This is a genomic window from Palleronia sediminis (assembly GCF_004358695.1).
In the GTDB taxonomy this organism is placed as follows: domain Bacteria; phylum Pseudomonadota; class Alphaproteobacteria; order Rhodobacterales; family Rhodobacteraceae; genus Palleronia; species Palleronia sediminis.
This window is the reverse complement of the sequence record NZ_SNAA01000001.1, coordinates 185480-211176: the sequence shown is the minus strand read 5'-3', so window position 1 is coordinate 211176 and position 25697 is coordinate 185480. Positions and strand designations below refer to the sequence as shown.

Below are 25697 nucleotides of genomic sequence, written 5' to 3'. Positions count from 1 at the left end.
CTCAAGTCACGGAATGATCCGGGTGTATTTCGTGCCGTCGAGCGACGCCCCCGCCAGCAGCCCCGCCTGTCCGAAGATCAGGCCGATCACCGGCGAGGTCGCGGTGATGGTGGTGGCCGTCAGGTTTCCGCCGCGGTCGGAATAGGCGTATTCGATATCCGCGCCCGCTTCCCATCCGGCGGAGGTGCGGAAATTGTAGAGCGCCTCGTTCGTCATGAAGAACAGGACATGCGCATATTGCTGCGCCCCGATCTGGAACCCGACGCTGGCCTGCGCCGAGGAATAGTAATCGACCGTCGCGCCGTTCACGACCAGCGCGCCGCGCCCGTAGGCCCCGCCCGCGCCCAGCGCCGCCTTGGTGATGAGCGGCATCACCAGAAGCCCCGCGGCCTTGTCGCGCAGGTCGATGGTCGCGGGATAGGTCTGGTAGAGATAGTTGAGCGTCGCCTGGACGCGCGCGTCGATGGTCGAGGCGCCGCTCGACGCGACGCCGTTGGCGCATCCCGATGCCGCCGCGATGCTGGCCGCCGCGCCCAGAAGGACGCCCCGGCGGGTCATTTCCGTCATGGAGTCTGCCCCCGTTTTTTTGCCTGTACTCTGCTGCCGTCTTGCCCGGCGGCCTTGTTCCGGCCGCTCGCGCCCCATGGTTCTAGCCCGGCGGGCGATGCGCTGTCACCCCGTGCCGCGCGGGCGGCGGGCAATCGCGCAGCGGTTGAGTCTTTCGCGCCATAGCGCGCCGCGCCTCAGGCGTCGAGAAGCCGCGCGGCCTCGGGGGCGAAATAGGTGAGGATGCCGTCGCAGCCCGCCCGGCGAAAGGCCAGCAGCGCCTCGAGCATCGCGGTCTCGCCATCGAGCCAGCCATGGTCGAACGCGCCCCGCAGCATCGCGTATTCGCCCGAGACCTGGTAGGCGAAGGTCGGCACGCCGAAGCTGTCCTTGACCCTGCGGCAGATGTCGAGATAGGGCATCCCCGGCTTGACCATGACCATGTCGGCCCCCTCGCGCAGGTCTCGCTCGACCAGGCGCAGCGCCTCGTCGGAATTGGCCGGGTCCATCTGGTAGGTCTTCTTGTCGCCCTTGAGCGCGCCCGATGCGCCGACCGCGTCGCGGAACGGCCCGTAAAAGGCGCTCGCGTATTTGGCGGTGTAGGACATGATCGCCACGTCGCCATGCCCCCCGGTCTCGAGCGCGTCGCGGATGGCGCCGATGCGGCCGTCCATCATGTCGGACGGCCCGAGGATGTCGGCCCCCGCCCGCGCCTGCGCCAGTGCCATCTTGACCAGCGCTTCGACGCTTTCGTCGTTCACGATGATGCCGTCGCGCACGATGCCGTCATGGCCGTTCGCGTTGTAGGGGTCGAGCGCCACGTCGGTCATCACCGTCATGTCGGGCACCGCGTCCTTGATGGCGCGGGTGGCGGTGTTGGACAGGTTGCCATCGCTCCACGCCTCTTCGCAGCCTTCGGTCTTGAGCGCGGCATCGGTGTAGGGAAAGAGGCAGACCGCCGGGATGCCCAGCCCGTGCGCCTCGCGCGCGGCCTCGACGATCAGGTCGATCGAGCGCCGCTCGACGCCGGGCATCGAGGGCACGGCATCGCGTTCGCCTTTCCCGTCGCGCACGAAGAGCGGCCAGATGAAATCGGCGGGCGAGAGCGACGCCTGGCGCACCATGGCGCGCAGCCCCGGCGTGCGGCGCAGCCTGCGAAAGCGGGTGGCGGGGAAGGGGGCCTGGATGGGGCGCATGGCGATGGTCCGTTTGCAACGTTCCTTTACATGGCGACGGGGTCGCATTTATTTCCCCCCACCTCAAGTATAAGACCCGCCCGAGGCGAGGTTTCAGCCGCAAGCGGGACGCGTATATCTTGGACTGGTACGGCACGATCTTCGAACTGATCGACATGCGGTCGTTCTCGAATCTGTGGTACTGGATCGCGCTGGCGACCGTGTGGTCGACGGCGGGGCATTACGTTCTCGGCATCCCCTACGACATGGTCGGGCGCGCCGCGCGCGGGGGCGAGGGCGCGGCGCAGGCCGAGGCCGATCTTGCCGCGCTGACCGATATCCGGGTGCGCCGCATCCTCTATATCGCCGAGGTCGCGGGGCTGTGGCTCGTGGCCATCGCGGCGGCGGTGCTGACGGCGCTGCTGGTGCTGGCGACGGTCTATGGCGTCGAGTTCGCGCAGGCCGTCATCCTGATCGCGGCGCCGATGACGGGGGTGGGGGCGCTCAGCGTGCGCACCGCCGCGCGGATCGCCGATCACGGGCTCGAGGGGGCGGCGCTGCGCCGGACGCTGGGGCGGCACCGGCTGATCGTGCAGGCGATCGGGCTGGTCTCGGTCTTTGTCACGGCCATGTGGGGCATGTTCGTGAACCTCTATGTCGGCCCGTTACTCTAGGGCATTCGGCCCCGGCGCCGCGCGGGGCTTGCCCTCGGCGCGGGACGCGCGCACCCTCGCGCACAAAGACGTGCCCGACCCCGATGCTTGAAGCGGGGGGTGCGGGTTCCCAGATCATGGGGCACAAAGGAGGGCCCAACCGCGTTGCCGCATTGCGGGACCTACCGGACCCTTGCCCACCAAGGATAAGAACATGACCGAGCACAGCTATCCCGTCCTTCCCCTGCGCGACATCGTGGTGTTCCCCCACATGATCGTGCCGCTTTTCGTCGGCCGCGAGAAATCCGTCCGCGCCCTCGAAGAAGTCATGTCGGACGACAAGCAGATCCTCCTGGCCAGCCAGATCGACCCCGGCATCGACGATCCCGCCGAGGACGGCATCTATCGTCACGGCGTTCTGGCCAACGTGCTGCAACTGCTCAAGCTGCCCGACGGCACCGTCAAGGTGCTGGTCGAGGGGCGCGCGCGCGTGCGGATCGAACGCTTTGTCGAGAATGCGAGCTTTTTCGAGGCCGAGGCCGTCACGCTCGAAGAGACCGCGGGCGATCAGGCCACGGTCGACGCGCTGCTGCGCTCGGTCGGCGAAGAGTTCGAGCGCTATGCCAAGGTGAAGAAGAACATCCCCGAGGAGGCGCTGGCCGCCGTCGGCGAGACCGGCGATGCCGCCAAGCTGGCCGATCTCGTGGCCGGTCACCTGGGCGTCGATGTCGCGCAGAAGCAGGACCTGCTCGAGACCCTGACCGTCGCCGAGCGGCTGGAAAAGGTCTATGGCATGATGCAGGGCGAAATGTCGGTCCTGCAGGTCGAGAAAAAGATCAAGACCCGCGTGAAGTCCCAGATGGAGCGGACGCAGCGCGAATATTACCTCAACGAACAGATGAAGGCGATCCAGCGCGAGCTGGGCGACGGCGAGGACGGCGAGGGCGAGGTGGCCGAGCTCGAAAAGCGCGTGGCCGAAACCAAGCTGTCGAAAGAGGCGCGCGAAAAGGCCGAGGCCGAGCTCAAGAAGCTCAAGAACATGTCGCCCATGTCGGCCGAGGCCACGGTGGTGCGCAACTATCTCGACTGGATGCTGTCGATCCCGTGGGGCACGCAGTCGCGCGTCAAGAAGGATCTCAACCGCGCGCAGAAGGTGCTCGACGACGACCATTACAGCCTCGACAAGGTCAAGGAGCGGATCGTCGAATATCTCGCGGTGCAGCAGCGCAGCAAGAAGCTGAAGGGGCCGATCATGTGCCTCGTCGGCCCTCCGGGCGTGGGCAAGACCTCGCTGGGCAAATCGGTCGCGCGCGCCACGGGGCGCGAGTTCATCCGCATCTCGCTTGGCGGTGTGCGTGACGAATCCGAGATCCGCGGCCACCGCCGGACCTATATCGGCTCCATGCCCGGCAAGATCATCCAGGCGCTGAAAAAGGCCAAGACGACGAACCCGCTGATCCTGCTCGACGAGATCGACAAGATGGGACAGGATTTCCGTGGCGACCCGGCCAGCGCGATGCTCGAGGTGCTCGACCCCGAACAGAACGCGACCTTCGTCGATCATTATCTCGAGGTGGAATACGACCTCAGCAACGTGATGTTCCTGACCACGGCCAACAGCTACAACATGCCGGGGCCGCTGCTCGACCGGATGGAGATCATCCCGCTCGCGGGCTATACCGAGGACGAGAAGGCCGAGATCGCGCGCCGCCACCTGATGCCCAAGGTCATCAAGAACCACGGCCTCAAGAAGGGCGAGTTCGAGGTGACGGACGAGGCGCTGACCGCGATCATCCGCACCTACACCCGCGAGGCGGGGGTGCGGAACCTCGAGCGCGAGCTGGCCAAGCTGGCGCGCAAGTCGACGACGCGGATCGTCCGCAAGGAGACCGACAAGGTCACGGTCACGGCCGAGAACCTGTCCGATTTCCTGGGCGTGCCCAAGCATCGTTACGGGCTGGCCGAGGAAGAGGACCAGATTGGCGTCGTCACGGGGCTGGCCTATACCAGCGTCGGCGGTGAGCTCTTGCAGATCGAGGCGCTGCGCCTGCCGGGCAAGGGCCGGATGAAGACCACCGGCAAGCTCGGCGACGTGATGAAGGAATCCATCGACGCCGCGTCGTCCTTCGTGCGGTCGATCGCGCCCAGCATCGGGGTCAAGCCGCCCAAGTTCGACACGCTGGACATTCACGTCCACGTCCCCGAGGGCGCGACGCCCAAGGACGGGCCGTCGGCGGGTCTTGCGATGGTGCTGTCGATCGTGTCGGTCCTGACCCAGATCCCGGTGCGGCGCGATGTCGCCATGACCGGCGAGGTGACGCTGCGCGGCAATGCGCTGCCCATCGGCGGGCTCAAGGAAAAGCTGCTGGCGGCGCTGCGGGGCGGCATCAAGACGGTGCTGATCCCGGCCGAGAACGAGAAGGACCTGGCCGATATCCCCGACAACGTGAAGGAGGGGCTGAACATCGTGCCCGTCCGCCACGTCTCGGAGGTGCTGGAACATGCGCTGGTGCGGCGCCCCGAGCCCATCGAATGGGACGAGGCGGCGCAGGAGGCGGCCGATGCCGAACGCGCGGCCCGCATGGCCCAGGCCGAAGGCCCGTCGCCGACCGCGCATTGAACCGCGGCACCGCTTGACCGACGAGGCCTCGGCGCAGATGCGCCGGGGCTTTTTTCTTGTCCGGCCACCCCCGGCATCCGGCGACAGCCGGCGCATGGCGGCGGCATTGTCGCCGGGACGTGTTCACGCGGGACGCTATGCCCTGCGACACGTGACAAGTGCCGCAGGGCTGCTAACGATACCGGCGAGAGCAGAACGGAGGGCAGAATGGCCACGAGCTCACGCGATACCGACACCACGATCCCGCAGGCATCCACCGATGCCGCCCCGACGCCCGAGGCGGATCGGGACACCACGGACGCCCCCGCCGCCGTAGCGGTCGCCGAACTGAAGAAGAAGGACCTGATCGACCGCGTCGTCGCGGCGTCCGGCGCCAAGAAGAAGGACGCGAAGCCCGTGGTCGAGGCCACGCTCGCCGTTCTGGGCCAGGCGCTGAGCGACGGGGAGCAGCTCAATCTCCAGCCCTTTGGCAAGCTGCGCATCCAGCGCCGCAAGGATATGCCCAACGGCCAGGCGCTCACGCTCAAGCTGCGCCGCTCGGCCCCGTCACGGAACGTGACCGAAGCCCTTGCAGAGCCCGGCAAGGACGGCTAATTGCAGCGCCACCGGGCGGTTAGCTCAGCGGTAGAGCACTTCGTTCACACCGAAGGGGTCACTGGTTCGATCCCAGTACCGCCCACCATATAGTCAAGGGGACGCGCCACGCCGGTGCGTCCCTTTTTCATATGTGAAACCGACCGGCGGAGGGACCATGTATCTGACGATGAACCGTTTCCAGGTGACTGCGGGCCGCGAGGCCGAGTTCGAGGATATCTGGGCCCGGCGCGAATCGCATCTCGATGCGGTGCCCGGTTTCAAGGCGTTTCACCTGATGCGCGGGCCGCAGGGCGAGGGGTTCACGCTCTACGCCTCGCACACGGTCTGGGCCGACCGGGCGTCCTTTGAAGGCTGGACCCGGTCCGAGGCGTTCCGCGCCGCCCACAAGGGGGTGAAGCCCAATGACGGGCTCTATCTCGGGCCGCCGGTGCTGGAAATCTTCGAGACGGTCGAGGGTGTCGCCGCGTCGCAGGGCGATTGACCGCCCCCGCGCCGCGCCCGTGATACCGGGCGCGACAGGGGTATTTGAGAAAGAGAAGAAAGAAGGGCGGGGCGCGGCCCGGGTCGCGCCGCCCGCCGGGCGTCAGGCGAAGGCGAGCGTGTCGTGGGTCGGCACGATCGAGGCCGAGGGCAGGCCTATCCGGTGGCCGACACCGCGCAGCGCGCCCCAGGTGAAATCCTCGGCCGCGATGCGCTGCCCCGTGGCGTGCCAGACGACATCGCGAACGGGCGTCTGCGCCACGAAGCGGCTCGCCAGCAGATAGCACAGGCGGCGGGCGGTCGCGGGCGTGCCGCGGCGATCGACATCGCAGGCGATCTCGATCTTGGGGGTGCCGCTGGCGCGCATGGTCAGCACGACGTTCACCCGACCGTAATCCGTGCCGTAGCTGAGGCTGTCGCCGAAGAACCCGAGGTCGATATCGTGCAGCACCGCCCCGCTTTGCCGCAGCGCCTGGGCGACGATCCCGCCGATATCGCGCAGGCCGATGGAGGTGCCGAAGGCATAGTCGAGTGTCGCGCTTTCAAGGGTATGGGTTGACATGGTCAAGGCCTCAAATGGTGTTTCGCTTGTTATGCCACCTTGATCGGCGTCGAACGCGGCCAAAACGCGGCGCCCGCGGGGTGATTTTTCGAAAAGCCCCCTTTCTTGCCGGGCGTCGGAGGGGAAAAACGAGGAAGGGCGCCCCGTGAGGCGCCCTTCCGTCGTGACCTGTGCCGTTCGCGGATCGCGGATCAGCAGCTGTAATAGAGCTTGTATTCCATCGGGTGGGGCGTGTGCTCGTAGGCGTGGACCTCGTCCCACTTCAAGCCCATGTAGCCTTCGATCTGGCTTTGGGTGAAGACGTCGCCCGCAAGCAGGAACTCGTGGTCTTTCTCCAGCTCGTCCAGCGCCTCGCGCAGGCTGCCGCAGACGGTCGGGATGCCGGCCAGCTCTTCGGCGGGGAGGTCGTAGAGATCCTTGTCCATCGCCTCGCCCGGATGGATCTTGTTCCTGATCCCGTCGAGACCGGCCATCAGCAGCGCCGCAAAGCACAGGTAAGGGTTCGCCGAAGGGTCGGGGAAACGGGCCTCGACACGTTTCGCCTTGGGACTTTCGGCCCAGGGAATGCGCACGCAGCCCGAGCGGTTGCGCGCCGAATAGGCCCGCAGGACCGGCGCCTCGAAGCCGGGGATCAGCCGCTTGTAGGAGTTCGTCGAGGGGTTGGTGAAGGCGTTCAGCGCCTTGGCGTGCTTGAGGATGCCGCCGATGTAGAACAGCGCCTCGTCGCTGAGGTCGGCGTATTTGTCGCCCGCGAAAAGCGGCTTGTCGTCCTTCCAGATCGACATGTTGACATGCATCCCCGAGCCGTTGTCCCCGGCGATGGGCTTGGGCATGAATGTGGCGGACTTGCCATAGGCGTGGGCCACGTTGTGGATGACGTATTTGTGCTTTTGCACGTTGTCGGCCTGCTCGACCAGCGTGCCGAAGACCATGCCGAGCTCGTGCTGGCAGGACGCCACCTCGTGATGGTGCTTGTCGACCTTGATCCCCATACGCTTCATGGTCGACAGCATTTCCGAGCGCAGATCCTGCGCGTCGTCGATCGGGTTGACCGGGAAATACCCGCCCTTCACGCCGGGACGGTGGCCCATGTTGCCCATCTCGAACGCGGTATCGCTGTTCCAGGCGGCATCGACCGCATCGACCTCGAAGGAGACCTTGTTCATCGCCACGCTGAAGCGCACGTCGTCGAAGAGGAAGAACTCGGCCTCGGGGCCGAAATACGAGGTGTCGCCGATGCCCGAGGCGCGCAGGTAATCCTCGGCGTTGCGCGCGGTGCCGCGCGGGTCGCGGTCATAGCGCTCCATCGTGTCGGGCTCGTAGACGGTGCAGTGCACGGCCAGCGTCTTTTCGGCATAGAACGGGTCGAGATAGGCCGAGGCCGGGTCGGGCATGAGCTTCATGTCGGATTGATCGATCGACTTCCATCCGGCGATGGACGAGCCGTCGAACATGAACCCTTCCTCGAGGAAATCCTCGTCGACCTGGTCGGCCATCACCGTGACATGCTGCAGCTTGCCGCGCGGGTCGGTAAAGCGGATGTCGACATATTCGACATCCTCGTCCTTGATCGTCTTCAGCATGTCGCTCTTGCTCATGGGGGTCCCTTCCGTGGTCCGTGTTCTATGCGCCGCGCGTCAGAGCGCGTCGGGCCCGGTTTCGCCGGTGCGGATGCGTACCGCCTGCTCGACCGGGCTGACGAAGATCTTGCCGTCGCCGATCTTGTCGGTGCGTGCGGCATTGACGATCGCCTCGATGGCGGTGTCGACCTGGTCGTCCTCGAGCACGACCTCGATCTTTACCTTGGGCAGGAAATCGACGACGTATTCGGCGCCGCGGTAGAGTTCCGTATGCCCCTTCTGGCGTCCGAACCCCTTGACCTCGAGAACGCTCAGCCCCTGAACCCCGACATCCTGCAGGGCCTCTTTGACCTCGTCGAGCTTGAAGGGTTTGATGATCGCCTCGATCTTCTTCATTTCGCCGATTCCTCTGGGTTCGGTTGATACGCGGAAGACCACGTCCCGCGTCGGGTCACAATTGGTCGGACCGGCCGCCAGGGGGCGGCGGCCGCGTCTTTGGTACGATCTGACCGTTTTTTGTGCAATCTGCTTCTCGGCGCGGCGATTCTGGAACGGAGGATGGCGATGCGGGTTCTGACGGCCGACGAGATGCGCGCGATCGAGCGCGACGCGATGGAGCGGGGCCTCGCCACGGGGCGCGAGTTGATGGAGCGTGCGGGCCGCGGCGCCGTGCGGACCATCGGCGCGCATTGGCCCGATCTCGAGCCGGGCGGGGCGCGTCGGGCGGTGGTGCTGTGCGGGCCGGGCAACAATGGCGGCGACGGCTTTGTCGTGGCGCGTCACCTTCATGCGCTGGGCTGGCGATGCGATCTCTACGCGATGGAGGGGGCGGGCGGCGCCGATGCGGCCGCGATGCGCGCGGCTTGGGAGCCGCTCGGGCTCGTGCACCGGCTGGGGCCGGGGGACCGGCCATCGCTCGAAGGCGCGGCGCTGATCGTCGATGCGCTCTTCGGCACGGGGCTGTCCCGCCCGGTCGAGCTTGCCGCCATCGCCTTGCTGCGCGAGGCGGCGCGGGCGGACGGCGGCCCGCGCGTCGTCGCGCTCGACATGCCGTCGGGGCGTTGCGCCGACAGCGGCCGGCGCATCGGCCCCGACGCGGCGGAGGCGAACCTGACGCTCGCCTTTCACGCCCCCAAGCGCGGGCATTACCTCGGCGATGCGCCCGACGCCTGCGGCGCGCTGCGCGTGGTCGATATCGGCCTGCCCGACGCCGGGGCGGGCCTGCCGCTGATCGATGCGCCGCGTTGGGAGACGATCTCCAAGCGGGGCGGGCACAAGTACCGTCACGGCCATGCCGTGATCCTCGGCGGTGCTTCGGGCAAGGGCGGGGCGGCCCGGATGGCCGCGCAGGCCGCGCTGAGGATCGGCGCGGGGCTGGTGACGCTGGTCGTCCCGCCCGAGGCCATCGTCGAGAACGCGGCACGGCTCGACGCGGTGATGCTCCACGCAGCGGGCGATGCCCACGCGCTCAGGGGTTTCCTGTCGGACGCGCGGCTCAATGCCGTGGGGCTCGGCCCCGGTCTCGGGCGCGGCGCGGCGACGCGCGCGTGGGTCGAGGCGGTGCTGGACGGGCCGCGGGCGGCGGTGCTCGATGCCGATGCGCTGACCGCGTTCGAGGACCGGCCCGAGGCGCTGTTCGACCTCCTCCGACCCGGCGACGTGCTGACGCCCCATGACGGCGAGTTCGCGCGGCTCTTTCCCGACCTCGCCCTCGAGCTGTCGGGCGAGGCCGCAACGGGGCCGGCCGCCTCGCGGATCGACGCGGCGCGCGCCGCGGCGCGGCGCGCCGGCGCGGTGATCCTGCTCAAGGGCCCCGACAGCATCGTCGCCGCGCCCGACGGGCGTGCGGCCCTTCATGCGGCGGTCTATGGCCGCGCGGTGCCGTGGCTCGCGACGGCCGGGGCGGGCGATACGCTGACCGGGATGATCACGGGGCTCGTCGCGCGCGGGCTCGGTGGCTTCGAGGCGGTGTCTGCCGCCGTCTGGCTGCATGTGGAGGCGGCGCGCCGCGCGGGGCCGGGGCTGATCGCCGAAGATATCGCGTCCGCCCTGCCGGGCCTGTTCCGCGACCTCGCGGCGGCCCGACAATGAGTATTTGAGGAAACAGAGAAGGGCCGGGCGCGTCGCCCCCCATCTTCTCTTTGCCAAATACCCGCCCCGCAGGGCCGGGCTGCAAAAGGCGCCTCAGGCGCGCGCCAGCGCGCGGGCAAGATCGCCGTAGCCGGTAAAGCGCCGCTCGAAGGCGAGCCCGAGCCGGTCGGCGCAGGCGCGCGCCTTTTCGGTCAGGGCGGCGTCGTCGGTCTGGGCCTGGTAGACCAGTTTCTTGTAATGTCCGAAATACATGTCGCGCAGCTCGGGATGGCGGTCGAGCCCGAGCGGGGCGATGACGAAGGCCTCGAACTGGCGGGTGAGGAAATCGGTGAGGTAGAAGGCGCGGAACTCGTCCTCGGCGCGGGCGAGGAAGCTGTCGGTGCCCTCGAAGAACGCGTAGCAATGCGGCCCCTCGATCATCTCGACGCCCAGTCGGTCGCAGGTCGCGCGCAGCCGCCCGCCCGTTCCGCAATCGGCATAGACGACGAAGATCCGGGCATAGGCCGCGCGGTGGCGCAGCACGGCCTCTTCGACACGGGCGGGGATGGCGTCGGGGGTGTTGTGCAGGATCGCGGGCAGGCAGGCGAGGTCGAGATGGTCCCAGCCATTCGCCTCGATCAGCGCGCCGATCTCGCGCGCGAGCGCCCCGCAGGCCAGCGCCAGCACCTTTCCGCGGCCCTCGGGGGCGCGGCCCTTGCGGGTCAGGATATCGTCGGGGGTCACGCGCCGCGCGGCCGCAGACGGACCGCCGTGCCATAAGCCAGCACCTCGGAGGCGTTCTGCGCGATCTGCGAGGTCTCGAACCGGACCGACACCACCGCGTCGGCCCCGAGTTCGGCGGCCTGCGCCATCATCCGGTCGAAGGCCTGTTCACGCGCCCCCGCCAGGAGCTGCGCGTATTCGCGGACCTCGCCGCCGACGAGGTTGCGCAGGCCCGCCACGATGTCGGACCCGATATGCTTGGCACGCACGGTCGAGCCGCGCACCATCCCCAGCGTCTCGGCGATCTCGTGGCCCGCCACCGTTTCGGTCGTGGCGGCGAGCGTCACCGGTGCGGGCGACGGGCGGTCATCGGGGCGTGCGGTCATAGCGGTCGTCCTCGCGGTTGGACAGGCGTTGCGCGATCACCCGCCACACGACGTAGAGCACGAGCGACAGCGGCAGCAGCGCGGCCAGCGTCAGCGGCATCGCCACGGATGCGGCGAGGATGGCGCCGACCCAGACGGTCAGCCCGGCCGCGATCACGACGCAGACGAGGATCAGCACGAAACGGTCGAGGGGCATGGGACATTCTCCTTGCACCCATCGAGGTGGGGATTCCGCGCGCCCGTTTCCAGTGCCGTGCGCGCGGATGGCTCAGCCGGCGGCGGCCTGCTGCATCCCGGCCATGCGGTTGTGCTTGCGCGCGACCCATTCTTTCGCCGTCTCGACCGCGACGGCGGCATCGCGGCAATAGGCGTCGGCGCCGATGGCGCGGCCGAACTCCTCGTTCAGGGGGGCGCCGCCGACGAGCACGATATAGTCGTCGCGGATGCCCTTTTCGACGAGCGTGTCGATCACGACCTTCATGTAGGGCATCGTCGTGGTCAGCAGCGCCGACATGCCGAGGATGTCGGGCTGCTCGGCCTCCATCGCCTCGAGATAGGATTCGACTGCGTTGTTGATGCCGAGGTCGATCACCTCGAAACCCGCGCCTTCCATCATCATGCCGACGAGGTTCTTGCCGATATCGTGGATGTCGCCCTTGACCGTGCCGATCACCATCTTGCCCATCTTGGGCGCGCCGGTCTCGGTCAGCAGGGGCTTGAGGATCGCCATGCCGCCCTTCATCGCGTTGGCGGCCAGCAGCACCTCGGGCACGAAGAGGATGCCGTCGCGGAAATCGTGGCCGACGATGGTCATGCCCGCGACGAGCGCCTTGGTCAGGATGTCGTAAGGCGTCCAGCCGCGTTCGAGCAGGATGTTGACGCTTTCCTCGATCTCGGCCTTCATGCCGTCATAGAGGTCGTCCATCATCTGCTGGACGAGGTCGTCGTCTTCCAGTTCGGACAGGATGATCTCGTCGTCGTCTGCCATGGTGGACCCCCGGATCGTGTTTCCCCGTTCTCGGCCGTCTGGCCGAGGCGGGCTGGTGCGATTGCGACAGGGGATGACGGAATGGCGACATGGGGTCAAATCAGTGTTTCGCATGATCTCTATGCGGATCGCTGCACGGGGCTTTTGCGCGTTCGCGTTGTGTTCTAGTCTCGGCGTATGAATCACCTGTCGGAACGTGTGACCGGGCGCGTGCGGGGGCGGGGCACGGGGGCCAATCCCGCGACCCGGTTCGACGCCCATGACCGGGCTGCGGTCGATGACGGCTGGGGGCACGAGGACGATCTTCCGCCCCGCCGGACCGAGCTGCGCGACGAGCGGTCGCGCAGCATCATCGCGCGCAACACCTCGCCCGATATCGGGTTCGACCGGTCGATCAACCCCTACCGGGGCTGCGAACACGGCTGCATCTATTGCTATGCCCGGCCGTCCCACGCCTATCTGGGGCTGTCGCCGGGGCTCGATTTCGAGACGCGGCTGACAGCGCGCCCCGACGCCGCCGCCGTGCTGGAGCGTGAGCTGCGCGCGCCGCGCTACGTGCCTGCGCCCATCGCGCTGGGCACGGCGACCGACCCCTATCAGCCGGTCGAGCGGGACCGGCGCATCACCCGCGACGTGCTGGAGGTGTTGCAGCGGTTCCGCCATCCGGTGACGGTGGCCACCAAGGGCACGCTGGTCACGCGCGACGCCGATATCCTGGGCGAGATGAGCGGCGCCGGGCTGGCGCGGGTGGGGGTGTCGCTGACGACGCTCGACGCGGGGCTCGCCCGCCGGATGGAGCCGCGGGTGCCCGCGCCCGCCGCGCGGCTGCGCAGCATCGAGGCGCTGGCGCGCGCGGGGGCGGTGGTGCGCGTCATGGTGTCGCCTGTGGTGCCGGGCCTGACCGATCACGAGATCGAGGCGGTGCTGACTGCCGCGCGCGATGTGGGCGCGGTGGCGGCAAGCTGGATCATGCTGCGCCTGCCCTACGAGGTCGCCGGGCTGTTCGAGGGGTGGCTGGACACCCATGCGCCGGGGCGGCGCGACAAGGTGATGGCGCGGCTGTGCGAGATGCATGGCGGGCGCAGCTATTCGGCCGAATGGGGCAAGCGGATGCGGGGCGAGGGGCCGCATGCCCGCCTGATCTCACAGCGGTTCGAAATGGCGCGCGCGCGGCTGGGGCTGGGCTATAGGCTGGAGCCGTTGCGCTGCGACCTGTTCGAGGTGCCGCTGGCGCAGGGCGCGCAGTTGTCGCTGTTCTGAGGCGATGCCCTTCGGCCTGATCGGCCAGATCCCCGACCGCGTGACCCGCCGGTATCGGTTCCAGCCCCGACGGCATGTCCGAGGCCCAGGATACCGACCGCGCCGTGGGCTTCTTCGTCGGCCAGTCCGAGAACCGGATCACCGGTATCGCCAAGGCCGGGGCGACGAAGGGGGAAGCCGGTAACCAGAACGACAAGCAGAAAAAGCCTGAAGGGGGCAAGGGGGGTAAGAGCTGAACGGAAAGCGGGCCAGGGTGAGCGCACCCCGGCCCGCTGAACGCATTTCCCGCGGATTGCCGGCCCGGCTCAGTCCTTGGGATACTTCCCCTCGAACCCTTTCCGTATTCGCGGAAGGTTCATTATCACGTCACACATGAAACCCGCCCAGCCGCATTTGTATTCCTTGTCGTGGCTGTAGTAGTTCACCACCTTGGCGAACCGGTTGAGAAAGACGGCATCTATCTTGCTCGGCCGCTTGCCCTTGCGGGGGCCGGCCGGCATCACGAAAGGATCGTCCGCGTCATATCCGTCCTTGCGCCACGGGTTCTTTTCGGGCGTTCCGGCCAGCATGTCTATGTAATCCATCAGCGCCTCGACCTGGGCCTCGGCCGCGAAGTAATGCGCGCGGTATTGGTCCCGCTGGAGCATGAAGTTGCGAACATGTCCGTTCATCCGGTCTATCGTCGCGTTGGCATTATCGAGCGACCGGTTCAAACCCCTAACCGAGCCGTAGAGGTGGGCCTCGTAAAAACTGTCGAACATCTGCCGTCTCCTTGTCGCGGCGGGCCTGCGAGGCCCTATCCAAAAAGACATGGCACGGCGAAACGATCGACGCAACTCCTCGGCGCGGCCTATTCCCGGCGCTTGCCGCGGCGCTGGCGTTGCGGCGCGGCCGAGCGGTCGCCGGTGCCGTCGTCGGAGGACGAGAACCCGCCCAGCCGCGCCTCGATCTCGGCCAGGTCGGGCCGGGGGCCGGGCGTATGCGTCTCGAGCGCGGCGCGCATGGCGCGCAGATGCTCGGGCGTCGTGCCGCAGCAGCCGCCGATGATCGTCGCGCCGCAATCGCGGGCGAGCCGGGCGTAATCGGCCATCACCTCGGGGGTGCCGTCGTAATGGATATGCCCCTCGACATATTTCGGGATGCCCGCATTGCCCTTGGCGATCACCGGGATCGTCGGGTTCTGCGCGGTAAAGCCCAGCACCGTGCGCAAGAGGTCCGACGCGCCGACGCCGCAATTCGCCCCGAAGCCCAGCGGCGCGGGGTCGAGCCGGGCCACCATCCGCGCCATGCCCTCCGAGGTCATGCCCATCATCGTGCGTCCCGCGGTGTCGAAGCTCATCGTGCCGCACCAGGGCATGTCGGCCAGCCGCGCGGCCTCGGCCGCGGCGCGGTATTCCTCGGGGGCCGAGATCGTCTCGATCCAGAGCACGTCGACGCCGCCCTCCTTCAGCGCCTCCATCTGCTCGTGGAACATCTCGACCGCCTCGGCATGGGTCAGAACGCCCAGCGGCGCCATGACCTCGCCCGTCGGCCCGACCGAGCCCGCGACCACAACCGTGCGCCCGGCGCGGTCGGCCAGCTCGCGCCCGATTTCGGCCGCGGCGCGGTTCAGCTCGCCCACGCGGGACTGCGCGTTGTGCAGTTTCAGCCGCGCGGCATTGCCGCCGAAGCTGTTGGTCAGGAACAGGTCGCTGCCCGCGTCGATGGCGCCCTGGTAGAGGCTTTCGATCTTGGCCACCTCGGAGACGTTCCAGAGCTCGGGGCTTTCGCCCGCCTCGAGCCCGAGGTTGAACAGCGTCGTCCCCGTCGCCCCGTCGGTCAGAAGCCAGTCACGGGTCTCGAGCAGTCGGCTCAGGGCATCGGTCATTGCAATACGGTCCTTCGGGCTGTGCGGGCGCGCAGCCGCCCTGTCAGAAATGCGGGTCGGGTTCAATCGCGCAATGGGCCGCGCGGGGCCGGATCAGGAGGGCAGGTCGCTGTCGTCTTCGCCGAGATCGCGGCGCGCGGCATCCTCGAAGGCGCCCGCGCGCTCGGCGATCTCGTCGGGGCCGACATGACCCTCGAGCGCATCGGCCAGCAGCGCCAGCACGGCCTTTTCGCCCTGCGGCTCGAAATCGGCGCGCATGACCTTTTTCACGAAATCCTGCGCGGCCTTGCCGTCGAGCCCCAGAAGCCCCGCGCCCCATTCGCCCAGCAACCTGTTGCGCCGGGCGTCGCGCCGGAACCGGCGATCCGCCTCGCGGGCATAGACGGCCTCGAAGGCCTGTTCGCGTTCGTCGAAAGTGCTCATCCGCATTTGTCCCTCGCCGCCCTTGCGGCCGCGCGTATTGTGGGTCCGGCGGGCGGGCTTGCCAAGGGGGCCGCGCTTGTGACCGGGCCGCCCATGCCCTATAGGGCAAGCCATCAGAACGGGACGCGCCGCGCGCCCCGGTCAGGAGTTGTTCCGACATGGCACGTCGCAAGAAGATCTACGAAGGCAAGGCCAAGATCCTCTATGAAGGCCCCGAGCCGGGGACCTTCGTGCAGTATTTCAAGGACGATGCCACGGCCTTCAACGCCGAGAAGCGCGCGGTGATCGACGGCAAGGGCGTGCTCAACAACCGGTTGAGCGAGTTCTTCATGACCGGGCTCGCGCAGATCGGGGTGCCCACGCATTTCATCCGCCGGCTCAACATGCGCGAGCAGCTCGTCCAGCAGGTCGAGATCATCCCGCTCGAGATCGTCGTGCGCAATTTCGCGGCCGGGTCGCTGTCGACGCGGCTGGGCCTCGCCGAGGGAACGGCGCTGCCGCGCCCCATCGTGGAGTTCTGCCTCAAGGACGACAAGCTGGGCGATCCGCTCGTCTCCGAAGAGCATATCATGGCCTTCGGCTGGGCATCGCAGCAGGATCTCGACGACATGGTGGCGCTGGCTCTGCGGGTCAACGACTTCATGTCGGGGGTCATGCTGGCGGTCGGCATCAAGCTGGTGGATTTCAAGATCGAGGTCGGCCGCGTCTGGGATTCCGAGGGCGAGTTCCAGCGCCTCGTGGTCGCCGACGAGATCAGCCCCGATTCGTGCAGGCTGTGGGACATCCAGACCGGCCAGAAGCTCGACAAGGACGTGTTCCGCCGCGATCTGGGCTCGCTCGCCGATGCCTATACCGAGGTGGCGCGCCGGCTCGGGGTGCTGCCGTCCAACGTCACGCACACGACCAAGCCGACGCTCATCAACTGAGCGCGGGATCGGGTATTTCGGAAAGAGAAGACGGGGGCAGGGCGGCGCGATGAAGGCCAGGGTTCATGTCATGCTGAAGGAGGGCGTTCTCGACCCCCAGGGCGAGGCCATCCGCCATGCGCTGGGCGCCATGGGGTTCGAGGGCGTCGAGGGCGTGCGGCAGGGCAAGGTGATCGAGCTCGACCTTGCGCCCGGCACCACCGCGGCGCGGGTGGGCGAGATGTGCGAGATGCTGCTCGCCAACACGGTGATCGAAAGCTACCGGATCGAGTTCGTCTGAGATGCGCGTCGCCGTGGACATGGACGAGGTCATCGCCGACACCGCTCGCGCCAAGCGCGCGCTTTACGGCCGGCTCTTCGGCTATCGCTGGAGCGACGACGACCTGCGCGGCGTCAAGCTCGACACGCTGGTCGAGCCGGCCCATGCGGCCGCGATGGAGACCGAGCTGCACAAGGGCGGGTTCTTTGCCGCCATCGACGTGATGGAGGGCGCGCGCGAGGCGCTGGCCGAGATCGCGGAGCGCCACGAGGTCTTCATCGCGACGGCGGCGATGGAATATCCCGCGTCCTGCGTGCACAAGACCGCGTGGCTCGAGCGGCATTTCCCGTTCCTCGACCCGATGCGGTTCGTGTTCTGCGGCGACAAGAGCGTCGTGCGCGCCGATGCGCTGATCGACGACAAGTCGGGCCATTTCGAAAGCTTCGTGGGCATCGGCATCTGTTTCGACGCGCTGCACAACCAGGGCGCCGATGTGGCGCATCGCCTGACGGGCTGGGCCGAGGCGCCGGCGCTGCTCGACCGGCTGGATGCCGAGCGGGGGGCGGGCGCATGAAGGCCGCGATCTGCGTCTTTCCCGGCTCGAACTGCGATCGCGACCTGGCGGTGGCGTTCCGCGCCGCGGGGTTCAGCGTCGAGATGGTGTGGCACAAGGAAACGACCCTGCCCGAGGGGGTCGATGTCGTGGGCCTGCCGGGCGGGTTCTCGTATGGCGACTACCTGCGGGCGGGGGCCATCGCCGCGCGTTCGCCGGTGTGCCGCGCGGTGGCCGATCACGCGGTGCGGGGGGGCTATGTGCTGGGGATCTGCAACGGGTTCCAGATCCTGACCGAGACCGCGATGCTGCCCGGCGCGCTGGTGCGCAATGCCGGGATCAAGTATATCTGCCGGCCCGTCCCGCTTTTGGTGGGCGAGACCGAGAGCCCGTTCACCCGCGCCTTCGACACGGCGCGGCCCGCGACGATCCCGATCGCGCATCACGACGGCAACTATACCGCCGATGACGAGGTGCTGGGAATGCTGCGCGGCGAGGGGCGCATCGCCTTTACCTATGCCGAGAACCCCAACGGCGCGCGGCACGACATCGCCGGCATCCTGTCGGCCAATGGCCGGGTGCTGGGGATAATGCCCCATCCCGAACGCGCCGCCGATCCGGCGCTGGGCTCGACCGACGGGCTGCCGCTGTTCCAGGGGCTGGCCGGCGCCTTCGCCCCGGCCTGAGGGGCTGCGCCTTGTGGGTGGGGCGGCACCGGCATAGGATCGGACGATGATCGACGGGAACGAGATCATCCGCCGGGGCGATCTGCGTCGGCGCTGGATCGTGCGCAGCGCGGTGGCGGTGTTGTGCGTGATCGCGGTGGCGACGCTGTGGATCTCGAACGCGCTGCTGACCGAACGCTTTACCGAGAACACGCGCAATCGCGCCGAGGTGCGGCTGGCGCTCTACTCGGGCAACCTCATGTCGACGCTGCAGCGCGCGAGCGTCGTGCCGCTGCTGCTGAGCCTCGACCCGGCGTTGATCGGGGCGCTGAACGGGCAGGACTATACCTCGACCACGCAAAGGCTGATCTCGTATCTCGACGAGATCGGGGCCGCCTCGCTCACGCTTCTGGACCGCGACGGGCGGGTCGTGGCCTCGACCGAGCGGCGGACGCTGGGCGCCAACATGCGCCAGGCGCCCTATTTCGTGCAGGCCGTGCGGTCGCGCGACACGGTGTTCAACACCACGCAGGGCGATAGCGGCAGCTTCAACTTCACCTATTCGCGCAAGGTCGAGGCGCAGGGCGTGCTGTCGGGCGTCATCGTGGTCGGCGTCGATCTGCGTCAGTTCGAGCAGACCTGGGCGGGGTTCTCGGATGCCGTCATGGTCACCGACAGCGAGGGGCGGATCATCCTGTCCACCGAAAGCCGGTGGCGCGGGCTGAGCGAGCAGGCCGCGCTCCAGCGCCGTTCGCCCGTGGGGGCGATCCAGCGCGCGATCCAGGCCACGACCGACTGGACGGTGTTGCCGCCCGACGCCTACCTGGGCGGCGAGGCGGTGATGAGCCAGTCGACCCGCATCCCGTTCCAGGGGTGGCGCATGACCAGTTTCACCACCTATGCCAGCGTGCGCGAGCGGGTGAACGGGGTGCTCGCGCTCGAGATCATGGGATTCGCGCTGCTGCTGGCGGCGGTGTTCTTTCTCGTCAGTCGAAAGGCCATGTCGCGCATCACCCTGTTCCAGCGCGAATCGATGGAGCTGCGCAAGCTCAACACCGCGCTGCAACGCGAGATCGCCGGGCGTGAAAAGGCGGAAAAGAACCTCGAGGTGGCCGAGCAGACCGTGGCGCAGACCTCGAAACTGGCCGCGCTGGGCGAGATGTCGGCCGCCGTCAGCCACGAGCTGAACCAGCCGCTCGCCGCGATGAAGACCTATCTTGCCGGTGCACGCCTGCTGATCCAGCGTCGCCGCGTCGACGAGGCGCTGGCCTCGTTCCATCGCATCGACGACCTGATCGGACGGATGGGGGCGATCACGCGCCAGCTCAAGAGCTATGCGCGCAAGGGGGGCGATGCGTTCGAGCCGCTCGATTTCCGCGATTGCGTCTCGTCGGCGCTGTCGCTGATGGAGCCGACGCTGAAACAGCGCTCGGTCGAACTGGCCCGATCCATCCCCGACCGCCCCGTGCCGATCCTCGCCGATCGCATCCGGGTCGAACAAGTCATCGTGAACCTGCTGCGCAACGCCATCGACGCGGCCCGGCAGGACGAGACCCCCCGGATCGAGCTGATCCTGTCGGCAGGGGCCAATGCCGTGCTCACAGTGCGCGACAACGGCACGGGTATCGCCGATCTGGACCGCCTGTTCGAGCCGTTCTACACCACCAAGGCGCCCGGCGACGGGACGGGGTTGGGGCTTGCCATCTCGTCCGGGATCGTGGCGGATCTCGGGGGGCGGCTCACCGCGCGGAACGGCCGCGAGGGTGGGGCCGTTTTCGACATGATCCTTCCCATTCGGGAGATCGGAATGCAGGCAGCGGAGTGACGCCATGGCAACCGCCATCAAGATCGCCATCGTGGACGACGAGAAGGACATGCGCCAATCCATCGGCCAGTGGTTGCAGCTTTCCGGGTTCGAGACCGAAAGCTACCCCTCGGCCGAAGAGGCGCTGAAGGCGCTTTCGCCCGATTTTCCGGGCATCGTCATTTCGGATATCAAGATGCCGGGCATGGACGGCATGGCCTTTCTCAAGCGCCTGATGAGCGGCGACAGCTCGCTGCCGGTCATCATGATCACCGGCCATGGCGACGTGCCGATGGCCGTCGAGGCGATGCGGATGGGGGCCTTCGATTTCCTCGAAAAGCCGTTCGACCCCGAGCGCATGACCGAGCTTGCGCGCCGCGCGGTGCAGGCGCGCCGGCTGACGCTCGACAACCGCGCGCTCAGGCGCGAGCTGTCCGACGGGTCGGGCCTGATGCGCAAGCTCATCGGCACCTCGCCGGTGATGGAGCGGCTGCGCGAGGATATCCTCGATCTCGGCCAGGCCGACGGGCACGTCCTGATCGACGGCGAGACCGGCACGGGCAAGACGCTGGTGGCCCATGCGCTGCACGCGGTCGGTGCCAAGGCGGGGCGCAAGTTCGTGCTGTTTTCCTGCGCGGGGCAGGGCGAAGAGGCGCTGGAGCGCACGCTCTTCGGCCCCTCCGAGGACGAGATCCCGCTGCTCGAGCAGGCCCGCGGCGGCACGCTGGTGCTCGAGGATATCGACGCGCTGCCGGCCGCGTTGCAGGCGCGGCTGCTGGCCTGGATGAACGACCAGGGACAGCCAGCCGAGACGCGGCTGATCGCGATCTCGAACCTCAGCGAGCAGGGCAAGACCTGCGAGGACGTGCTGCGCCCCGATCTGTATTACCGGCTCGCCACGATGAAGATCACCCTGCCGCCGCTGCGCGCGCGCGGCGAGGATATCCTGACGCTGTTCTCGCATTTCGCGGGGCTTTCGGCCGAGGAATACGGCTACGACGCGCCCGAGGTCAGCGCGCAGGAGGCCGCGCAGCTGCTACAGGCGCCCTGGCCGGGAAACATCCGCCAGCTCGTCAACGTGGCCGAGCGGGCGGTGATGCAGAACCGCCGCGGCTCGGGTTCGATTTCGTCGCTGCTGATGGCCGGCGAAGAGGACAGCGTGTCGGGCATGACCACCGAGGGCAAGCCGCTCAAGGAATATGTCGAGGCGTTCGAGCGGATGCTGATCGACAACACCATGCGCCGGCACCGCGGCTCGATCGTCGCGGTCATGGACGAGCTGTGCCTGCCGCGCCGGACCCTCAACGAGAAGATGGCCAAATACGGGCTGAGCCGGTCCGACTACCTCGGCTGAGGTGGCGCCATTTGCCGGCGTCGCATGAGTATTTTCGGAAACAGAGAAACGCGGGCGATCCGGCCGGCCCGCGGCGCGAACCTTGCCGCCGCGGCAGGGTCCGCGACAGTTTGGGATTGTATTCCGCCCGGCCAAGCACCTATGCTGCGCGCAAGGCTCCGCGTGCGTTTTTGCCGGAGGAGCCGGATACCGATATCGCTGTGCGCCCGGCCCGTGTTTCGGGCGGCTGTGCAAGCCGATCATGCCCGAACCGCGATGGTTGGGGTGCCACAAGTGGCACGCGACGCCGTGCCGGAGTTAAAACCGCGATGCGCGACGCCCTCCAGTCCCTGATGCCGCCCCGACCGCCGCTATCGGCGGGGCAGGCTTGCAGGACGGATGCCCGCATCGCCGCAGACAAGCCCCCAGCATGGCAGAAGACGGCCCCAGGCCGCGATCCGACCGGATGGGTGCGGAACAAGGTTTCATGGGAAAGAAGATGCTCATCGATGCCACCCACGCGGAAGAAACCCGCGTCGTGGTGGTGGATGGAAACAAGGTCGAGGATTTCGATTTCGAATCCGAGAACAAGCGCCAGCTTGCGGGGAATATCTACCTAGCCAAGGTCACGCGGGTCGAGCCGTCGCTCCAGGCGGCTTTCGTCGATTACGGCGGCAATCGCCACGGATTCCTGGCGTTCTCCGAGATCCATCCCGACTACTACCAGATCCCGGTCGCCGACCGGCAGGCCCTCATGGCCGAGGAAGAGGAAGAGGCCCGGCGCGAGAACGAGGACCAGAACGGCCGCAAGCGTGGCCGGTCGCGCAGGTCGGATGAGGATCGCGCCGTGGCCGATACCGATACGGGCGAGGGGTCCGATGAGGACGCCGCCCCCGAGGCCGACGCCATCGCCGAGGCGCAGACCGCCGCGCTGACCGAGGGCATTCCCGGCATGGACGTGGTCGACGTGGCCCGCGGCGACGAGGGCGCGACCGCGCCCGGCGACGATGACGCCCATGACGACGACGAGGGCCCCCGGCCCTACGTCGCGGCCGACGATGCCGCCGAGCGCGACTCGACGATCGAGGCCGTTGCCGACGACGACACCCAGGAGGAGCTGCGCCGTCCCCGCAAGCCGCGGGCGAAGAAGTACAAGATCCAGGAGGTCATCAAGGTCCGCCAGATCCTGCTGGTGCAGGTCGTCAAGGAAGAGCGCGGCAACAAGGGCGCGGCGCTGACCACCTACCTGTCGCTGGCGGGGCGCTATTGCGTGCTCATGCCCAACACGGCGCGCGGCGGCGGCATCAGCCGCAAGATCACGGCGGCCGCGGATCGCAAGAAGCTCAAGGAGATCGCCGAGGAGATCGACGTGCCGCGGGGCGCGGGGCTCATCATCCGCACCGCCGGCGCCCGTCGGACCCGCACAGAGATCAAGCGCGACTACGAATACCTGCTGCGCCTGTGGGAGCAGATCCGCGAGCTCACGCTGAAATCCATCGCGCCCGCGCCGATCTACGAAGAGGGCAACCTCATCAAGCGGTCGATCCGCGATCTCTACAACCGCGAGATCGAGGAGGTCCTGGTCGAGGGCGAGCATGGCTATCGCACGGCCAAGGACTTCATGAAGATGATCATGCCGTCCCACGCCAAGAACGTGAAACACTATCACGAGGCGATGCCGCTTTTCGCGCGCCACCAAGTCGAAAGCTATCTCGCGGGGATGTTCAATCCGACCGTCCAGCTCAAGTCGGGGGGCTATATCGTCATCGGGATCACCGAGGCGCTGGTCGCCATCGACGTGAACTCGGGCAAGGCCACCAAGGAGGGCTCCATCGAGGAGACCGCCTACAAGACCAACATGGAGGCCGCCGAGGAGGTCGCCCGCCAGCTTCGCCTGCGCGACCTCGCGGGGCTGATCGTGATCGACTTCATCGACATGGAGGATCGCAAGCACAACGCCAATGTCGAGAAGCATTTCAAGGAAAAGCTCAAGAACGACAGGGCGCGCATCCAGGTCGGCCGCATCTCGGCCTTCGGACTGCTCGAAATGTCGCGCCAGCGCCTGCGGCCGGGGATGCTCGAGGCGTCGACGCAGCCTTGCCCGCATTGCCATGGCACGGGGCTTTTGCGCTCGGATGACAGCGTGGCGCTGGCCATCCTGCGCCAGCTCGAGGAAGAGGGGACGCGCAAGAAGACGCGCGAGGTGCTGGTGACGATGCCCGTCGCCATCTGCAACTACCTCATGAACCACAAGCGCGATCACGTCCTCCAGATCGAGGCGCGTTACGGCATGGTCGTCCGCATGGAGGCGAGCACCGATCTCGTCAGCCCCGATTTCCGCATCGAGAAGTTCAAGACCCAGACGACCCGCGTGGTCGAACCGGTCGAGACGATCACCGGCAGCGCCGCGCTGATGGACGATTACGACGCCGAGGCGGATAGCGACGCGGTCGATGCCGACGAGGCGCCGCCCGCGCGCGACGACGCGGCGACCGAGATCGCCGAGCGGTCCGCGGATGGCGCGCCCGAGGCGGAGGACGGGGGCGAGTCGCCCTCGAAGAAGCGCCGCCGCCGCCGCCGCCGCCGCAAGGGCCGCGACGGGGACAACGAGGGCAACGGGAACGGCAACGGAAATGACGAGGCGAATGGCGACGACGCCACCGCCGAGCAGGACGCGTCGCCCGAGACCGACACCCCCGAGGGCGAGGAAGAGGCCGCGCCCCGGAAAAAGCGCAGCCGTTCTCGCAGCCGCCGCCGCAAGAGCGACGACACCCAGGGCGACGATACCGTATCCGGGGCCCCGCAGGACACGCCCGAGCCGCAGGCCGAGGCAACCCCGGAACCGGCGCAGGCCGCATCCGAGCCGACGCCGGAACCGGCGCCCGAGCCGCAGGCCGAGCCCGCAGCGGCTGTCGCACCAGTCCGGCCCGAACCGGCAGCGCCCAAGGCGCAGGACAAGCCCGCGGACAAGGAGCTCGAACCCGCCAACGGCAATGGCGGCGACGGCGACGCGGGCAAGCCCAAGCGCCGCGGCTGGTGGTCGTTGGGACGCTAGGCAGCAGACAGCCCCGGATACGCTCCGGGGCTGTCTTCGTTCGGGCGGGGCCGTTCGGGCGACCTAGGCGGACGCCTTGCGGATGAAATAGCTCTGGGCGCCGTCGACCTCGGCCGTCCCGACAAGCTCGTGCCCCGACTCGGCGCAGTAATGCGGAATGTCGATGACCGCCGCGGGATCGTCGGCCAGCACCTTGAGAACGGTGCCGGGCGGCATCGCGCCGATGCGCTTGCGCAGTTTCAGAACGGGCAGGGGGCAGAGCAGCCCGCGGGCGTCGAGATCGGCATCGTGGTCCATGGCGCGCAGGATGGCCCCGCATCCCGCCAAGCGCAACGCGGATGTGACGAGCTGGCTGTCGACGCCGCCGCCGCCGCGCGCTAAGCCCCTGTCATGTTCGGGTTCGACCTTATCGACGCGGCGCTTTTGCCCGCCATGTTCATCGCGCTGGCCGCGGGCCTGTTATCCTTTCTCAGCCCCTGCGTCCTGCCCATCGTCCCGCCCTACCTGGCCTATATGGGCGGCATCACGATCAACGATGCCGCCGGAGAGGCGGCGGGCCGGCGGCGCGCGGCGCTGGCGGGGCTGTTCTTCGTCATGGGCCTGTCGACGGTGTTTCTGCTGCTGGGGTTCACCGCCTCGGCCTTCGGCGCGTTCTTCCTTCAGAACCAGACCCTGTTCGCGCGGATCTCGGGCGTGGTCGTGATCGTCTTCGGGCTGCATTTCCTCGGGGTGTTCCGCATCCCGATGCTCGACCGCGAGGCGCGGCTCGATGCGGGCGACCGGGGCGGCTCGGCGCTGGGGGCCTATGTTCTGGGGCTGGCATTCGCCTTTGGCTGGACCCCCTGCATCGGCCCGCAACTCGGCGCGATCCTCAGCCTTGCCGCGACCGAGGCGAACGTTGCGCGCGGCACGACGCTGCTGGCCGTCTATGCCGCCGGGCTCGGGATCCCGTTCCTGCTGGCCGCACTGTTTCTCAACCGCGCGACAGGGGTTCTCAACCGGCTCAAGCGGCATATGGGCGCGATCGAAAAGGCGATGGGGCTGCTGCTGCTGATCGTCGGCGTGGCGCTGCTGACGGGGGCGTTCTCGGCCTTTTCGTTCTGGCTGCTCGAGACCTTTCCGGCGCTCGCCCGTCTCGGCTGAGGCTTAATTCCGCCGCACTCGCGCTGTAT

Annotated in this window: 28 protein-coding genes and 1 tRNA gene; 16 read left to right on the top strand and 13 right to left on the bottom strand. The window is 67.9% G+C overall.

Going from position 1 to position 25697, the window contains the following annotated elements; translation table 11 throughout:
• Positions 1–6: 6 nt before the first annotated feature.
• A complete protein-coding gene (locus E2L08_RS01150) occupies positions 7–567 on the bottom strand; it encodes a lipid-binding SYLF domain-containing protein (RefSeq protein ID WP_133395207.1) in 561 nt (186 codons plus the stop codon).
• A 176-nt stretch (positions 568–743) separates the two neighbouring features.
• The gene (gene hemB / locus E2L08_RS01145) at positions 744–1742 is read right to left on the bottom strand and encodes a porphobilinogen synthase (RefSeq protein ID WP_133395206.1); all 999 of its coding nucleotides are present in this window, start codon (positions 1740–1742) and stop codon (positions 744–746) included.
• Positions 1743–1861: 119 nt separating this feature from the next.
• Between hemB and E2L08_RS01140 the strand changes: the two genes are divergently transcribed.
• The 5 genes from E2L08_RS01140 (at position 1862) to hmuQ (ending at position 6072) form a co-directional block, all read left to right on the top strand.
• A complete protein-coding gene (locus E2L08_RS01140; protein WP_133395205.1) occupies positions 1862–2395 on the top strand; it encodes a component of SufBCD complex in 534 nt (177 codons plus the stop codon).
• A 193-nt stretch (positions 2396–2588) separates the two neighbouring features.
• A complete protein-coding gene (lon, locus tag E2L08_RS01135) occupies positions 2589–4994 on the top strand; it encodes an endopeptidase La (protein ID WP_133395204.1) in 2406 nt (801 codons plus the stop codon).
• A gap of 207 nt (positions 4995–5201) precedes the next feature.
• On the top strand, positions 5202–5588 hold the full coding sequence (locus E2L08_RS01130; protein WP_133395203.1) for an HU family DNA-binding protein: 387 nt from the start codon (positions 5202–5204) through the stop codon (positions 5586–5588).
• 13 nt (positions 5589–5601) lie between these two features.
• Positions 5602–5676: transfer RNA gene (locus E2L08_RS01125), tRNA-Val, on the top strand.
• A gap of 69 nt (positions 5677–5745) precedes the next feature.
• Complete coding sequence (gene hmuQ, locus E2L08_RS01120; RefSeq protein WP_133395202.1) at positions 5746–6072, top strand: heme-degrading protein HmuQ; 327 nt, start codon at positions 5746–5748, stop codon at positions 6070–6072.
• A gap of 102 nt (positions 6073–6174) precedes the next feature.
• Here the strand turns inward: hmuQ and E2L08_RS01115 are convergent, their stop codons facing one another.
• From E2L08_RS01115 to E2L08_RS01105, 3 genes are all read right to left on the bottom strand, one after another.
• Positions 6175–6633: a hypothetical protein gene (locus tag E2L08_RS01115; protein WP_133395201.1), complete on the bottom strand. Its 459-nt coding sequence runs from the start codon at positions 6631–6633 to the stop codon at positions 6175–6177.
• A gap of 191 nt (positions 6634–6824) precedes the next feature.
• Complete coding sequence (gene glnA, locus E2L08_RS01110) at positions 6825–8231, bottom strand: type I glutamate--ammonia ligase (protein WP_133395200.1); 1407 nt, start codon at positions 8229–8231, stop codon at positions 6825–6827.
• 39 nt (positions 8232–8270) lie between these two features.
• Positions 8271–8609, bottom strand: a complete 339-nt coding sequence (locus E2L08_RS01105; RefSeq protein ID WP_133395199.1) for a P-II family nitrogen regulator — start codon at positions 8607–8609, stop codon at positions 8271–8273.
• A 168-nt stretch (positions 8610–8777) separates the two neighbouring features.
• Here E2L08_RS01105 and E2L08_RS01100 point away from each other — a divergent pair, with 168 nt between their 5' ends.
• Positions 8778–10304 (top strand): NAD(P)H-hydrate dehydratase, encoded by a 1527-nt coding sequence (locus E2L08_RS01100; protein ID WP_338069514.1) that lies wholly within the window; start codon positions 8778–8780, stop codon positions 10302–10304.
• A 93-nt stretch (positions 10305–10397) separates the two neighbouring features.
• On the opposite strand, the gene E2L08_RS01095 is transcribed toward E2L08_RS01100, so the two are convergent.
• From E2L08_RS01095 to E2L08_RS01080, 4 genes are all read right to left on the bottom strand, one after another.
• Positions 10398–11027, bottom strand: coding sequence for a DUF1638 domain-containing protein (locus E2L08_RS01095; RefSeq protein WP_133395197.1), 630 nt, complete (start codon positions 11025–11027; stop codon positions 10398–10400).
• Positions 11024–11392 carry a YbjQ family protein gene (locus tag E2L08_RS01090; protein WP_133395196.1) on the bottom strand — a complete coding sequence of 123 codons (369 nt, stop codon included), beginning with the start codon at positions 11390–11392 and terminating at the stop codon, positions 11024–11026. The genes E2L08_RS01095 and E2L08_RS01090 overlap by 4 nt, the downstream gene beginning before the upstream one ends.
• Positions 11373–11588 carry a hypothetical protein gene (locus tag E2L08_RS01085; RefSeq protein WP_133395195.1) on the bottom strand — a complete coding sequence of 72 codons (216 nt, stop codon included), beginning with the start codon at positions 11586–11588 and terminating at the stop codon, positions 11373–11375. Before E2L08_RS01085 ends, E2L08_RS01090 begins: the two co-directional genes overlap by 20 nt.
• A 72-nt stretch (positions 11589–11660) precedes the next feature.
• Positions 11661–12380 (bottom strand): corrinoid protein, encoded by a 720-nt coding sequence (locus E2L08_RS01080; protein WP_133395194.1) that lies wholly within the window; start codon positions 12378–12380, stop codon positions 11661–11663.
• 177 nt (positions 12381–12557) lie between these two features.
• Between E2L08_RS01080 and E2L08_RS01075 the strand changes: the two genes are divergently transcribed.
• Both E2L08_RS01075 and E2L08_RS16915 read left to right on the top strand, forming a co-directional pair.
• A complete protein-coding gene (locus E2L08_RS01075; RefSeq protein ID WP_133395193.1) occupies positions 12558–13640 on the top strand; it encodes a PA0069 family radical SAM protein in 1083 nt (360 codons plus the stop codon).
• Between the two features lie 74 nt (positions 13641–13714).
• Positions 13715–13876, top strand: a complete 162-nt coding sequence (locus E2L08_RS16915) for a hypothetical protein (RefSeq protein WP_168771013.1) — start codon at positions 13715–13717, stop codon at positions 13874–13876.
• A 69-nt stretch (positions 13877–13945) separates the two neighbouring features.
• Here the strand turns inward: E2L08_RS16915 and E2L08_RS01070 are convergent, their stop codons facing one another.
• From E2L08_RS01070 to E2L08_RS01060, 3 genes are all read right to left on the bottom strand, one after another.
• On the bottom strand, positions 13946–14401 hold the full coding sequence (locus tag E2L08_RS01070) for a hypothetical protein (protein WP_133395192.1): 456 nt from the start codon (positions 14399–14401) through the stop codon (positions 13946–13948).
• Between the two features lie 89 nt (positions 14402–14490).
• A complete protein-coding gene (gene bmt / locus E2L08_RS01065; protein WP_133395191.1) occupies positions 14491–15507 on the bottom strand; it encodes a betaine--homocysteine S-methyltransferase in 1017 nt (338 codons plus the stop codon).
• A 93-nt stretch (positions 15508–15600) separates the two neighbouring features.
• Complete coding sequence (locus tag E2L08_RS01060) at positions 15601–15930, bottom strand: ATPase inhibitor subunit zeta (protein WP_133395190.1); 330 nt, start codon at positions 15928–15930, stop codon at positions 15601–15603.
• 158 nt (positions 15931–16088) lie between these two features.
• Here E2L08_RS01060 and purC point away from each other — a divergent pair, with 158 nt between their 5' ends.
• The 7 genes from purC to E2L08_RS01025 all read left to right on the top strand — a co-directional run bounded on the left by purC (position 16089) and on the right by E2L08_RS01025 (position 24525).
• Positions 16089–16856 (top strand): phosphoribosylaminoimidazolesuccinocarboxamide synthase, encoded by a 768-nt coding sequence (gene purC, locus E2L08_RS01055; protein ID WP_133395189.1) that lies wholly within the window; start codon positions 16089–16091, stop codon positions 16854–16856.
• Between the two features lie 49 nt (positions 16857–16905).
• Positions 16906–17136 (top strand): phosphoribosylformylglycinamidine synthase subunit PurS, encoded by a 231-nt coding sequence (purS, locus tag E2L08_RS01050; protein WP_133395188.1) that lies wholly within the window; start codon positions 16906–16908, stop codon positions 17134–17136.
• Between the two features lies 1 nt (position 17137).
• Positions 17138–17689, top strand: a complete 552-nt coding sequence (locus tag E2L08_RS01045) for a 5' nucleotidase, NT5C type (RefSeq protein WP_133395187.1) — start codon at positions 17138–17140, stop codon at positions 17687–17689.
• Positions 17686–18354: a phosphoribosylformylglycinamidine synthase subunit PurQ gene (purQ, locus tag E2L08_RS01040; RefSeq protein ID WP_133395186.1), complete on the top strand. Its 669-nt coding sequence runs from the start codon at positions 17686–17688 to the stop codon at positions 18352–18354. Before E2L08_RS01045 ends, purQ begins: the two co-directional genes overlap by 4 nt.
• Positions 18355–18400: 46 nt before the next feature.
• Entirely contained in the window at positions 18401–20158 is a 1758-nt protein-coding gene (locus E2L08_RS01035; RefSeq protein WP_133395185.1) for a sensor histidine kinase, read from the top strand.
• 4 nt (positions 20159–20162) lie between these two features.
• Entirely contained in the window at positions 20163–21491 is a 1329-nt protein-coding gene (locus tag E2L08_RS01030) for a sigma-54-dependent transcriptional regulator (RefSeq protein WP_133395184.1), read from the top strand.
• A 466-nt stretch (positions 21492–21957) separates the two neighbouring features.
• The gene (locus tag E2L08_RS01025; protein ID WP_133395183.1) at positions 21958–24525 is read left to right on the top strand and encodes an Rne/Rng family ribonuclease; all 2568 of its coding nucleotides are present in this window, start codon (positions 21958–21960) and stop codon (positions 24523–24525) included.
• 63 nt (positions 24526–24588) lie between these two features.
• On the opposite strand, the gene E2L08_RS01020 is transcribed toward E2L08_RS01025, so the two are convergent.
• Positions 24589–24822: a sulfurtransferase TusA family protein gene (locus tag E2L08_RS01020; protein ID WP_133395182.1), complete on the bottom strand. Its 234-nt coding sequence runs from the start codon at positions 24820–24822 to the stop codon at positions 24589–24591.
• Positions 24823–24915: 93 nt separating this feature from the next.
• On the opposite strand from E2L08_RS01020, the gene E2L08_RS01015 reads away from it, so the two are divergent.
• Entirely contained in the window at positions 24916–25668 is a 753-nt protein-coding gene (locus E2L08_RS01015) for a cytochrome c biogenesis CcdA family protein (RefSeq protein WP_133395181.1), read from the top strand.
• The last annotated feature ends 29 nt before the right edge of the window (positions 25669–25697 follow it).